The sequence below is a fragment of the Vibrio furnissii CIP 102972 genome, assembly GCF_000176175.1.
GTDB lineage: Bacteria > Pseudomonadota > Gammaproteobacteria > Enterobacterales > Vibrionaceae > Vibrio > Vibrio furnissii.
The window spans coordinates 1-12,630 of sequence record NZ_ACZP01000019.1; the positions used below are offsets into that span (position 1 = coordinate 1).

Consider the following 12,630-nt stretch of genomic DNA (forward strand, 5'->3'; position numbering starts at 1 on the left):
ACTGCTGAAAGTACTTTACAACCCGAAGGCCTTCTTCATACACGCGGCATGGCTGCATCAGGCTTGCGCCCATTGTGCAATATTCCCCACTGCTGCCTCCCGTAGGAGTCTGGACCGTGTCTCAGTTCCAGTGTGGCTGATCATCCTCTCAGACCAGCTAGGGATCGTCGCCTTGGTGAGCCCTTACCTCACCAACTAGCTAATCCCACCTGGGCATATCCTGACGCGAGAGGCCCGAAGGTCCCCCTCTTTGAGCCGAAGCTATCATGCGGTATTAGCCATCGTTTCCAATGGTTATCCCCCACATCAGGGCAATTTCCCAGGCATTACTCACCCGTCCGCCGCTCGCCGCCCAACAAATCCCCCGAAGGTTCAATGTTGTCGCTGCCGCTCGACTTGCATGTGTTAGGCCTGCCGCCAGCGTTCAATCTGAGCCATGATCAAACTCTTCAATTTAAGATTTTGTGGCTCAATGAATACTGACTTCAAATTACCTTAGTAATTCAAAGCTATTATCGTTCCAACAGAACGATAATGAATTGACTGTGCCGATACCGAAGTATCGATTGGTCACTCAGTTCATTGATACCTAAGTTGATTCTTTAGAATCATCTTCGATTATCATCAACGAGTGCCCACACAGATTGATAGGTTTATATTGTTAAAGAGCTTTGCTTTTCGAAGCTTTCTTCTCAAAGCGGACGGCCATTTTAGCGAGTTAAGTTTTAGTGTCAACCACTTTTTTCAAAACTTTTTTCATCACATTTGATGAAGCTAAATGACCCGCTAATCAAGGACTTTTCTAACGAACCGTTCCCGTGTCAGCGAGGCGGCATTATAGGGAGACCTCGATTTTTGGCAATAGTTTTTTTGCCTAATTTTATGCATTTTTTATCGTTCGACTAAAAAAGAGTCAAAAGGCCACAAATCTGCTGGTTTTCTTTACATCTTTTTAAATTTTAGCGCGAATTGACTCACTTTTTCCCAATTGGTGTACTCCACTTCTTTGGTGGTGTCCGTTTCGCCCCCAGTCATGCTCATGATGAAACGAATCATCATTTTGTCGAAGAAACGGTATCTTGGGTAATACAGCGCCCCTGCAAACACGCCAATCAGTGCAGGCTGCCAAGGTGACTTTTTCAGAAAGGTTTGGATATAGACACTGCCTTCCGGCGTATCTTTACCTTGTTCTTCTTTACGTGCCGTCAGATTCACACAGAAGAAAGCGGCTTTGCTTTGCGTCAGTTGCGTTAAATGACGTGTGATGAAGTGATAGAGCTTTTTGTTTAGGTGACCGTAACGAATAGACGCCCCAATCAAAACTTTGTCGTACGCAGCGAAATCCACGCGCTCACATTCGTGCAGATTCTGAATGTCACACTCATACTCGCTCAGCTGCGCTGCGATGGCGCGAATGATTTTTTGGGTTTGCCCTTCTCGGCTGGAATACAACAATAATGCTTTCACAACTTCTTCCTTAGCTACGCCAGAACGTTGGCGTCAGCAATATTAATAACGTGAAGATCTCTAAGCGCCCAAACAACATCGACACCACCAGAATCCATTTGGCCGTATCGTTGACGTTGGCAAAGTGCATTGAGACTTCACCCAAACCGGGACCAAGGTTATTTAGCGTTGCCGCGACTGCGGCAAATGCGCTCAATTCATCCATCCCCGTCGCAATGAGTGCCAACATGCACACCACAAATACCAATGCGTAGGCGGAGAAGAACCCCCACACCGCATCCACGACGCGTTGTGGCAGCGCACTATCGCCAATCTTGATGTGATAAATCGCGCGCGGGTGCACCAAGCGCTTCATTTCACGTGCGCCTTGCAGGGTCAGTAGGAACACACGAATGACTTTCATCCCGCCTCCCGTCGATCCGGCACAGCCACCAATAAAAGAAGAGAACAACAGTAGCACGGGTAGAAACAGTGGCCAGTCCGCAAATCCTGTGGTGGTAAACCCTGCTGTGGTTGAAATCGACACGGTTTGGAACAACGCTTGGTCAAAGGCATCGTAAAGCGAATCGTAGGAGTGATGCTTGAGTAACATCAAAAAGCAGATGGCAAACAAAATCGCTTGAATCACCACAAAGGCGCGAAACTCTGGATCTTTCCAGTAGTACTTGGGATGCACCCCCCCCGTCGCAAAAGCAGCATAGTGCAACGTGAAGTTACACGCGGAGATCAGCAAGAACACCACCGTAATCATGTTGATGGCATAACTGTCAAAATAACCAATGCTGGCATCGTGCGTGGAGAAACCACCAATCGCAATGGTCGAGAAGCTGTGACAAATCGCATCAAACAGCGTCATTCCCGCCATCCAGAACGAGCCCGCACAAGCGATGGTTAAACTTAAATAGATGTACCACAACGCCTTGGCGGTTTCCGCGATCCGCGGCGTCACTTTATTATCTTTCACCGGGCCGGGGATTTCGGCGCGATACAGCTGCATTCCCCCGATCCCCAGTACGGGTAAAATAGCCACGGCCAAGACGATGATCCCCATCCCGCCAAACCATTGTAAGAACTGACGATAAAACAGTATTGCCTTGGGAAGGTTATCCAAGCCGACGATCACCGTCGCGCCGGTGGTGGTCAATGCCGAGAAGGATTCAAAAAAAGCATCGGTGACCGAAACATTGGGATTGTCGGCCAGCAGAAATGGCAGTGAGCCAGCGCTACCGATAACCGTCCAGAACAGCACCACAATCAAAAAGCCATCGCGGGCTTTGAGTTCATGACGGTGACGTCGATTGGGAAACCAAAATACGCCACCGCACAACAGCAGCACAAAGAAAGTCGATACGAAAGGAACGCCAGCGCCGTCGCGATAGATCAAAGCCACCAGCGCAGGGGCCAGCATCGATACGCTGAACAAAGCGAGCAACAGCCCGACGATTCGAATGATTGAACGAAATTGCATGAATAGACTTAACGAAGCTGTGCTTCTGACTTCCTAATTGTTTTCCACACGGGCCACCACAATTTTGGCGCCGCTCTTATTGATCAGACTTTGAGTAAAGTCTTCGGCATGAAGACATTCCAGTTCCACCGTCAGTTGAACGCATTCTCCATACTGCGCGTCCACTTCCACCGCGTCGAATTGCGCCATGATCGATTGCGCCAATGCAACTAATCCGTAGTCTAGCGTCAGGTGTCGTTGAGTGGTGATTTTTTTCTCAATAGTTTGAAGCAACTTAAGCGCTTGTTGCACACCGCCCCCATACGCTTTCACTAAACCGCCGGTTCCCAGACGAATTCCACCATAATAACGGGTCACCACCGCTGTCATTTCCCCGACGCCCGATCCCGACAACTGCGCCAAAATCGGTTTCCCAGCCGTGCCCGAGGGTTCGCCATCATCACTGAATCCCCACAACATTGAGTCTTGTGGCCGCCCGGCAACAAACGCCCAGCAGTTATGACGCGCGTCCGCATGGCGCGCTTTGATCGCATCCACAAACGCTTTGGCAGCTTCCATATTTGGCGTATGCGCTAAATACGTAATAAAGAGGCTCTTTTTGATTTCTTCTTCAAAACGAACCGGAGCCGCAGGAATGAGATAAGGCTGAACGTTCATATTTCTCGCGCCGTGGTGAAAAGGTCGGCAAGTGTATCACGAGCTGGCAAAAAATGACCTAGGATTGGGATGAGCGCACAATGTTAAACAGATGTTTAAAAAATGTATTGAAATTAACCAATCTCAAGTTCACACTGAGTTTACTGGTCAAACCAGAACATTAATACAACAAAAACTCTCACACACAATCGCGGATTGTATGTCACGGAGATAGACAATGATTTACCAAGCCAAAACCCTACAGGTAAAGGAATTACATGATGGTATTGCGGAGTTAAGTTTCTGCTCACCCGAATCCGTCAATAAGCTTGACCTCGCCACCCTGCAATCGCTTGATGAAGCGCTGGATGCCCTGAGTGCGCATGCCGGACTAACCGGGGTTGTGTTAACTTCAAACAAAGACGCCTTCATCGTCGGTGCCGACATCACCGAATTTCTCGGCTTATTTGCCAAGCCAGAATCCGAGCTCGATGACTGGTTGATCTTTGCCAACCGCATTTTCAATAAGCTGGAAGATTTGCCCGTTCCCACCTTATCCGCACTGAAAGGCTTCACGCTCGGCGGTGGATGTGAGTGTGTACTCGCGACCGACTTCCGCATCGGCGATCAAACCACCAGCATCGGTTTACCAGAAACCAAACTCGGCATCATGCCTGGCTTTGGTGGCACAGTTCGTTTGCCACGCCTTGTAGGCGCAGACAGCGCGATGGAAATCATCACGCAAGGAAAAGCCTGCCGCGCAGAAGAAGCCTTAAAAATCGGCCTGCTAGACGCGCTGGTCGACAGCGACAAACTACTGGAATCGGCGCTGGCGACATTAACACAAGCCATCAATGAAAAAGTCGACTGGCAAACGCGTCGTCAGCAAAAAACATCGCCGCTGACGCTCAGCAAGCTCGAAGCGATGATGAGTTTTACCATGGCCAAAGGCATGGTCGCGCAATTGGCAGGCCCACATTACCCGGCGCCAATGACTTCTGTCGTAACGATTGAAGAAGCCGCTCGCTGCGCGCGCGATGAAGCGCTGGCGATCGAACGCAAACATTTCATCAAGCTGGCGAAATCTCAGGAAGCACAAGCGTTGGTCGGTATTTTCCTCAACGATCAATACATCAAAGGCCTGGCGAAAAAATCCGCCAAAGCAGCCAGCAAAGCCACAGAGCGTGCAGCGGTACTGGGTGCCGGCATCATGGGTGGTGGCATTGCTTACCAGTCTGCGAGCAAAGGCGTGCCGGTACTGATGAAAGATATCGCGCAGACATCACTGGATTTAGGCATGACCGAAGCATCCAAGCTGCTGAATAAACAGCTGGCACGCGGCAAAATTGATGGTTTTAAAATGGCTGGCGTTCTGGCTTCCATCACGCCAAGCCTGCATTACGCAGGTATCGAACAAGCCGATGTGATCGTCGAAGCAGTGGTGGAAAATCCAAAAGTTAAAGCTGCGGTATTGAGCGAAGTGGAACAAAACGTCTCTGCTGAGACCATCATTACGTCCAACACCTCAACCATTCCAATTAATCTGCTGGCCAAATCGCTGCAGCGCCCGGAAAACTTCTGTGGCATGCATTTCTTCAACCCGGTACATCGCATGCCGCTGGTTGAAATCATTCGCGGCGAGCACACCTCTGAAGACACCATTAACCGCGTTGTGGCTTACGCCGCCAAGATGGGTAAATCGCCGATTGTGGTCAATGACTGTCCGGGATTCTTCGTCAACCGCGTGCTGTTCCCCTACTTTGGCGGCTTTAGCCTGCTGATGCGTGACGGTGCGGACTTCACTCAGGTTGATAAAGTGATGGAACGTCAGTTCGGTTGGCCCATGGGGCCGGCGTACCTGCTGGATGTGGTCGGTATCGATACCGCGCATCACGCGCAAGAAGTGATGGCGCAAGGTTTCCCGCAACGTATGGGTAAACAAGGCCGTGACGCGATTGATGCCCTGTATGAAGCGAACAAATATGGTCAGAAGAACGGTTCAGGCTTCTATCAGTACACAATTGATAAGAAAGGCAAACCGAAAAAAGCGTTCTCAAGCGATATTCTGCCCGTACTGGAAACCGTGTGTGGTGAGAAAGCGGCATTTGACGCACAAACCATTATCGCTCGAATGATTATTCCGATGATCAACGAAGTCGCCCTGTGTCTGGAAGAAGGCATTATCGCCACAGCACAAGAAGCGGATATGGCGTTGGTCTACGGCCTCGGTTTCCCTCCTTTCCGCGGCGGCGTGTTCCGTTACCTCGACAGCATTGGCCTAGCTAACTATGTCGCGATGGCGAAACAATATGAACACTTGGGTGCCATGTACCAAGTCCCACAACTGCTGATCGACAAAGCGGCAAAAGGCGAAAGCTTTTACCAGTCACAGCAAGCCAGCTCGCTATAATCCCGTTTGGAAAAGGAATGACAAAATGAATAATGTAGTGATTGTTGATTGCCTTCGTACTCCGATGGGTCGCTCCAAAGGCGGGGCATTTCGCCACCAGCGTGCGGAAGATTTGTCGGCGCATCTGATGAAAGGCCTGCTATCGCGTAACCCTCAGGTAGACCCGCACGACATCGAAGACATCTATTGGGGCTGTGTACAGCAAACCTTGGAGCAAGGCTTCAATATCGCCCGAAATGCCGCGCTGCTGGCGGGGCTGCCGATTGAAATCGGCGCGGTCACCGTCAACCGTTTGTGTGGTTCATCCATGCAGGCGCTGCATGATGCCACGCGTGCGATCATGGTCGGCGATGCGGAAATTTGTATCGTCGGCGGTGTTGAACACATGGGTCACGTCCCGATGACGCATGGCGTGGATTTCCACCCGGGCATGTCGAAAAACGTCGCCAAAGCCGCAGGTATGATGGGTTTAACAGCAGAAATGCTGGGTAAACTGCACGGCATCAGCCGTGAACAGCAAGATGCGTTTGCCGCCCGCTCTCATCAACGTGCGCAGGCAGCAACACTGGAAGGGCGTTTTAAAAACGAAATCCTGCCAACTGAAGGCCATGCGCCAGACGGCACGCTGTTCACGCTCGATTACGATGAAGTGATTCGTCCGGAAACCACCGTGGAAGGCTTGTCGGAACTGCGCCCGGTGTTTGACCCGGCCAACGGCACCGTGACGGCGGGCACCTCATCGGCATTGTCGGATGGTGCATCTGCGATGCTGGTGATGAGTGAAGCCAAAGCCAACGCACTGGGCCTGACCATTCGCGCGCGCGTGAAGTCGATGGCCATTGCGGGCTGCGATCCCTCCATCATGGGTTACGGCCCAGTTCCAGCGACGAAAAAAGCGCTGCAACGCGCCGGTCTGAGCATCGACGATATGGATGTGGTGGAACTCAACGAAGCGTTTGCGGCTCAGTCGCTGCCCTGTGCCAAAGACCTCGGCTTGTTGGACAAGATGGATGACAAGGTGAACCTCAACGGCGGCGCGATTGCGCTCGGCCACCCGTTAGGCTGTTCCGGCACACGCATCTCCACCACGCTGATCAACCTAATGGAAGCCAAGAACGCCAAATACGGCTTAGCGACCATGTGTATCGGCTTGGGCCAAGGGATTGCCACCATCTTTGAACGCCCATAAGCGGCAACTGAAAAGCCAGCAAACGCTGGCTTTTTTATTTCCTGTGATTCTGGCTCAATACGCCTGCAACCAATCTTGATGTAGCTGCTCACTGCTGCCGAGATAGTTCACCATCCACTCAATCAATTTGTGATTGTCGTCTTTACGCCACACCAGACAACATTGGCTGAGCGGCAGTTCATCCGGTAAGCGCTTTTCCACCAACTGACCGCTGGCCAATAACGGCTGCGCCATATGCCGCGGCATATACCCCACACCCACACCATTTTTCAGGCATTCAATGGCGCTGTACCAATTGGGCAGCAGCAGACGTCGCTGCTGCGGATAATGACCCGTGTGGCGCTTGGGCAACACACTCGAAGTATCATCAAGGCAGATCGCCGGAAACTGGCTGACAAATGCTTCAGTGAGCGCTTGCTCACGCACACACGGATGCGCAGGCGACATCACAAATGCCCAATCCAAAACGCCCATGTCACGTACTTCGAAATCGCCCCCCACCGGTACGGCAGACGTTGCGCCGATCACGATGTCAGCGCGCCCTTGAGAAATCGCTTCCCATGAGCCGTTGAACACCTCCATGTTGATTTGTAACTCAGCAAATTCAAACGTGCGGTAAAAATCTTCCACCATCGGCTTCATCCGATCCAATTTCACCACATTGTCTAACGTAACCTTGAGCGTTTTTTGCCAACCGTGCGCCGCCCGCCGCGTTTGCGCTTTCAGCTCTTCCATCTGCCGTAACAGTTGCCGAGCCTCTTGCATAAACAGTTCACCCGCTGGCGTCAGTGCCACCTTACGGGGCAGACGGCGAAACAGCACCACACCAAGCTCAGTTTCAACCTGTCGCACGCTGTAGCTGATCGCAGAAGGCACTTTATGTAGCACATCCGCCGCCGCGGTAAAGCTGCCCAAACGAGCCACCGTATCGAGCAGCTCCAGCGAGGATTTAGAAAACATGATTTTTACCTATCAAATTTTTTGAACGATAACTAACAAATTTCGCGTTTCATTTCATCTTAAACCAAAAATAAAATAATAACGCTTAGAAATCCTGGTTGGCGCCCAAAGAGACAGGATCAAATTGAATTAATTTTTTTGATGAGAAGAACAATGAAAGTATCGCCATTACAACTGTTTTATTTAGCCGCGCTCTCCATGCTCGGCTTTATCGCCACCGACATGTATCTGCCGGCGTTCAAAATCATGGAACAAGACTTTGCCACCGGGCCGGAACAAATTGCGCTCTCTCTGACGGTATTTCTGGTTGGGATGGCTTCTGGCCAATTGCTCTGGGGCTTGGCATCGGACAAATTCGGTCATCGCAATACCCTGATCACCGGGTTGTTGGTGTTTACTCTCGCGTCGGCAGGCTTGGCGTTCTGCGATCAAGTGTGGCAGCTGCTCTCTTTACGGTTCGTGCAAGCGATCGGGGTTTGTGCGCCCGCGGTCATTTGGCAAGCCATGGTGATCAAACGTTACCCAAGCCAAACCAGCCAACAAATTTTTGCCACCATTATGCCGCTGGTCGCGCTGTCTCCGGCGCTGGCACCTCAATTAGGCGTGGTGTTGGCGGATCATTTCGGCTGGCACAGTATTTTTATCGCCCTGACAATCATTGGCCTTGCCTTGGTGATCAGTACTGGCATGCAAAAAAATGTCATCAGTGAACCCAAAACGACATCCATTACACAAGACATCAAACACCTGTTGAGCAGTAAATCTTACCTTGGCAACGTGTTGATGTTCGCCACTGCATCCGCCGCGTTTTTTGCCTACCTTACTGGTATGCCAGAAATCATGGCGCAGTTGGGCTATGAAGCAAAAGACATCGGTTTGAGTTTTATTCCACAAACCATCGCGTTTATGGTCGGTGGCTACATGGGGAAACTGTGCGTTCGTAAGTTTGGCGATGAAGCCGTACTGAAACAGTTATTGGCGCTATTCACGCTCTCCACGGTCCTGATTTTTATTGCGTCACAATGGACACTGACGTCCATCTGGCCAATTCTGGCCCCGTTCTGCCTGATTGCTGTGGCTAACGGCGCGTTGTATCCGATTGTGGTGAACCGCGCATTGTCGAGCGCGAAAGAGAGCCCAGCGACTGCCGCGGGTTTACAAAATAGCCTACAAATCTGTGTAGCCAGTTTGGCCAGTGCCTTGGTGGCCGCTTTTGCCAGCCAAGCACAGATGGTGACGGGAATTGCGATTGTGGTCAGCATGTTCGGCCTGTGGATTGGCTACATTCTGGCAAATCGCGAGTTGAACAAACACTTCACGACGCCAGACAATGCACGCGTCGTGCAGGACAAATAAAAACGCAGCGCCTCAATCGAGGCGCTTTTTTTGTTTCCGAAAATCGAGAGCTCCCGCGAATCAAAAGTTGCCGCGCATCAAGCAGCACTGTTTAGAGACTTTTCAGCCCCCACTTTTCTGCCGTTTGACGAAAAAAGCCCTGCGTCTTTTTCAGTTCCACCCAATGGTTGATGTAATTGATCCACACCTGATCATCCTGAGGTAACAGCATTGCAATCGGGGTGGGACGGCGCGCCGCTTTCACTGGCACAATCGCCAACTGGCTGAATTTGTCCACCAGCGTGGCGGCCTCTACATTGGAGGTCACCGACACATCAGCACGTTTGGCCAACAGTTCCTGATAATCACGGGCTGGCGCTTCAATCACAATGTGCTGCGCATTGGGGAAGAATTCTTTCACCATCTTCTCTTGCACCGTACCAAGCGTGGCGGCCACTTTCACGTTCGGCTGATCAAAGTCCTGCCAATCCTGATAACGGCTCAGTTCACTTTTTTGCACCACGGGCACAAACGCCAGATAGAAATAAGGCTGACTGTAACCGGCCACTTTGGCCCGCGACATGTTAAGTGAGGCGCTGCCGGTGATGTCATATTTATTGGCCGTGATGCCATTCACCAAAGTTTTCCAATCGGTGGCCACGTACTCGACCGTCACCCCAAGATCGTTGGCCAATTCAGTGGTCACATCGATATCAAACCCTCGATAACGATTGGTTGCCGGATCTTTGATGCTCATCGGATTCCAGTCACCAGTCGTTCCAACACGCAGCACGCCGGTATTCAACACCGTCTGCAGACGACTTTGTGCATAACTCGGCACGGCAACCAACAAACACAGCCCCAAGAGCGCGATTCGTTTTCTCATCATTTCATCCTTAAATAGCGGGTCATTCAATATCTTGCACTATGGTTAACATAGCAGTATCTCTGCTGTTTTTTTAGTCAACTGAGGTGGCGTGTGATTCGACAATACAGTGTTGGCCTATGTACGCTGCTGCTCACCGGATGCAGCCAATACCAATGGGGCTGGTATGTTCTCGATCCGTTCACGGCTCAAGGTGTACGGAATCTTACATTTCTCATTGCAGGCTTTGGTGACACGCTCAGTCTGTCATTGCTGAGTATGGTACTGGCCATGGGATTGGGGCTGATGGTGGCTCTACCTGCGCTGTCGCCGCGTCGCACGTTGCGCCAAGCCAATCGCGTGTATGTTGAGGTGGTGCGCGCAATTCCGCTGTTAGTGCTCCTGCTGTGGATCTATTACGGCTTGCCCGTGTTGTTTGACCTGTCACTCAACCATTTTACCGCCGGGGTCATGGCGCTGAGTCTAGCGGAAAGTGCCTTTATGGCCGAAGTGTTTCGAGGCGGGATTCAGGCCATTGATCGTGGCCAGCACGAAGCGGCCCAAGCCCTCGGGTTACGTGATTGGCAAAAAATGCGTTTGGTGATTCTGCCTCAGGCATTGCGGCACATCCTGCCGCCCTTGGGCAATCAGTTTATCTATATTCTGAAGATGTCATCGCTGGTGAGCGTGATTGGGTTGAGCGATCTGACCCGCCGCGCCAATGAGCTGGTGGTGACGGAATATTTGCCGCTCGAAATCTACACCTTTTTGGTTCTAGAGTATCTGATACTGATTCTGCTCGTGTCGTACGGCGTACGCCGCTTGGAGAAGAAACTCGCACTGCCGCAATAAATAAAAAAGCCTGCTTTACAGCAGGCCTTACGTTTTATTTTTGCTTCACTGGGCGTTGCCAGCCCGTGACAATCTTCTCTTTAGCGCGAGTGATCACTAACTCACCCTCACCCACATTGCGCGTCAATGTGGTGCCCGCACCAATCGTGGCGCCGTTCGCAATGGTGACCGGTGCCACCAGCTGGCTATCCGATCCGACAAACACATCATCGCCAATCACGGTTTTGTGTTTGTTTGCGCCATCGTAGTTGCAAGTGATTGCGCCCGCACCAATATTGACGCGTTGACCAATTTCAGCATCACCTAAATACGTCAGATGGTTGGCTTTTGAGCCCTGACCCAAACGCGCGTTTTTCACTTCGACAAAGTTGCCAACGTGCGCATCGTTTTGCAATTCAGCGCCCGGACGCAGACGAGAGAAAGGCCCCACGGTACAATCTTCACCGACAGTCGCGCCTTCAATCACGCTGTACGGACGAATCACGGTATTGTCGTCGATTTCACAATCTTTCAGAATTGAACCTGCACCGATCACCACATTATTGCCGATCGACACCGATCCTTCGATGATCACGTTCACATCGATTTCAACGTCCGTACCGCACTGCAACTCACCACGCAGATCAAAGCGCGCCGGATCGCGCAGCATCACGCCTTGCTCCAGCAGCTTGTTCGCCTGACGCGCTTGGAAAGCACGCTCAAGACGCGCCAATTGAATGCGATCGTTGACACCTTCCACTTCAATGGAACTCACGGGATGCACGGCTTCGACCGCACGGCCTTCATTGTGCGCTGCTGCAATCACGTCGGTCAGGTAGTATTCACCTTGTGCGTTGTTGTTATTTAACCCAGCCAACCAACGTTTCAGATCGCCACCTGTCGCGACCATCACACCCGTGTTGATCTCTTTAATCAGTTTCTGCTCTTCAGTGGCATCTTTCTGTTCGACGATCGCCACGACGGGGCCATTCTTACGCACAATACGACCGTAGCCGGTTGGGTTGTCCAGCACTACTGTCAGTAGCGCAATGCCGCCTGTTGGCTGAGCATCCAATAAACTGTCAATGGTCTCTTCTGAAATCAGCGGCACATCGCCGTACAACACCAGAATCTTTTCATCATCTTCAAACTGAGGCGACGCTTGATCCACCGCATGCCCGGTGCCCAACTGTTCTGCCTGCAATACCCAGTTGACGTTTTCATCCGCCAGCGCTTGCTTCATTTGATCGCCACCGTGGCCATACACCAGATGGATGTTGTGCGCACCTAAGCTATTACAGGTGTCGATGACGTGTTTCGCCATCGGTTTGCCCGCAAGCGTATGAAGCACTTTGGGCATGTTGGAATGCATACGGGTGCCTTTACCCGCAGCAAGAATCACTGCACTAAATTTCATTGGGAACCTAACTTACCTGACGTAAACACAAATAATGTCAGCATTTTAGCGG

At 51.3% G+C, this 12,630-nt stretch carries 10 protein-coding genes and 1 rRNA gene; 4 read left to right on the forward strand and 7 right to left on the reverse strand.

The window, feature by feature from the left end; genetic code table 11:
* The 4 genes from VFA_RS20125 to VFA_RS20140 all read right to left on the reverse strand — a co-directional run.
* Positions 1-456, reverse strand: a 16S ribosomal RNA gene (locus tag VFA_RS20125); the annotation flags it as partial.
* Positions 457-942: 486 nt separating this feature from the next.
* The gene (gene hemG, locus VFA_RS20130) at positions 943-1,467 is read right to left on the reverse strand and encodes a menaquinone-dependent protoporphyrinogen IX dehydrogenase (protein ID WP_004728697.1); all 525 of its coding nucleotides are present in this window, start codon (positions 1,465-1,467) and stop codon (positions 943-945) included.
* A gap of 10 nt (positions 1,468-1,477) precedes the next feature.
* Entirely contained in the window at positions 1,478-2,935 is a 1,458-nt protein-coding gene (locus VFA_RS20135; protein ID WP_004728698.1) for a TrkH family potassium uptake protein, read from the reverse strand.
* A gap of 33 nt (positions 2,936-2,968) precedes the next feature.
* A complete protein-coding gene (locus VFA_RS20140; protein WP_004728699.1) occupies positions 2,969-3,592 on the reverse strand; it encodes a YigZ family protein in 624 nt (207 codons plus the stop codon).
* Between the two features lie 217 nt (positions 3,593-3,809).
* Here VFA_RS20140 and fadB point away from each other — a divergent pair, with 217 nt between their 5' ends.
* A complete protein-coding gene (gene fadB, locus VFA_RS20145) occupies positions 3,810-5,981 on the forward strand; it encodes a fatty acid oxidation complex subunit alpha FadB (RefSeq protein ID WP_004728700.1) in 2,172 nt (723 codons plus the stop codon).
* Positions 5,982-6,006: 25 nt separating this feature from the next.
* On the forward strand, positions 6,007-7,170 hold the full coding sequence (fadA, locus tag VFA_RS20150) for an acetyl-CoA C-acyltransferase FadA (RefSeq protein WP_004728701.1): 1,164 nt from the start codon (positions 6,007-6,009) through the stop codon (positions 7,168-7,170).
* 54 nt (positions 7,171-7,224) lie between these two features.
* Here the strand turns inward: fadA and punR are convergent, their stop codons facing one another.
* The gene (gene punR, locus VFA_RS20155; RefSeq protein WP_004728702.1) at positions 7,225-8,130 is read right to left on the reverse strand and encodes a DNA-binding transcriptional activator PunR; all 906 of its coding nucleotides are present in this window, start codon (positions 8,128-8,130) and stop codon (positions 7,225-7,227) included.
* Between the two features lie 153 nt (positions 8,131-8,283).
* Between punR and punC the strand changes: the two genes are divergently transcribed.
* Positions 8,284-9,486: a purine nucleoside transporter PunC gene (gene punC, locus VFA_RS20160; protein WP_004728703.1), complete on the forward strand. Its 1,203-nt coding sequence runs from the start codon at positions 8,284-8,286 to the stop codon at positions 9,484-9,486.
* Positions 9,487-9,577: 91 nt separating this feature from the next.
* On the opposite strand, the gene VFA_RS20165 is transcribed toward punC, so the two are convergent.
* Positions 9,578-10,351 (reverse strand): transporter substrate-binding domain-containing protein, encoded by a 774-nt coding sequence (locus VFA_RS20165; RefSeq protein WP_004728704.1) that lies wholly within the window; start codon positions 10,349-10,351, stop codon positions 9,578-9,580.
* A 93-nt stretch (positions 10,352-10,444) separates the two neighbouring features.
* Here VFA_RS20165 and VFA_RS20170 point away from each other — a divergent pair, with 93 nt between their 5' ends.
* The gene (locus VFA_RS20170) at positions 10,445-11,182 is read left to right on the forward strand and encodes an amino acid ABC transporter permease (RefSeq protein WP_014204196.1); all 738 of its coding nucleotides are present in this window, start codon (positions 10,445-10,447) and stop codon (positions 11,180-11,182) included.
* Positions 11,183-11,216: 34 nt separating this feature from the next.
* On the opposite strand, the gene glmU is transcribed toward VFA_RS20170, so the two are convergent.
* A complete protein-coding gene (gene glmU, locus VFA_RS20175) occupies positions 11,217-12,578 on the reverse strand; it encodes a bifunctional UDP-N-acetylglucosamine diphosphorylase/glucosamine-1-phosphate N-acetyltransferase GlmU (RefSeq protein WP_004728706.1) in 1,362 nt (453 codons plus the stop codon).
* Positions 12,579-12,630 lie beyond the last annotated feature (52 nt).

What these genes read in the sequence shown, in the direction of transcription:
- VFA_RS20135 (WP_004728698.1), bottom strand. Translation starts at nt 2,935, where the DNA reads ATGCAATTTCGTTCAATCATTCGAATCGTCGGGCTGTTGCTCGCTTTG.
- VFA_RS20140 (WP_004728699.1), bottom strand. Translation starts at nt 3,592, where the DNA reads ATGAACGTTCAGCCTTATCTCATTCCTGCGGCTCCGGTTCGTTTTGAA.
- fadB (WP_004728700.1), top strand. Translation starts at nt 3,810, where the DNA reads ATGATTTACCAAGCCAAAACCCTACAGGTAAAGGAATTACATGATGGT.
- fadA (WP_004728701.1), top strand. Translation starts at nt 6,007, where the DNA reads ATGAATAATGTAGTGATTGTTGATTGCCTTCGTACTCCGATGGGTCGC.
- punR (WP_004728702.1), bottom strand. Translation starts at nt 8,130, where the DNA reads ATGTTTTCTAAATCCTCGCTGGAGCTGCTCGATACGGTGGCTCGTTTG.
- punC (WP_004728703.1), top strand. Translation starts at nt 8,284, where the DNA reads ATGAAAGTATCGCCATTACAACTGTTTTATTTAGCCGCGCTCTCCATG.
- VFA_RS20165 (WP_004728704.1), bottom strand. Translation starts at nt 10,351, where the DNA reads ATGAGAAAACGAATCGCGCTCTTGGGGCTGTGTTTGTTGGTTGCCGTG.
- glmU (WP_004728706.1), bottom strand. Translation starts at nt 12,578, where the DNA reads ATGAAATTTAGTGCAGTGATTCTTGCTGCGGGTAAAGGCACCCGTATG.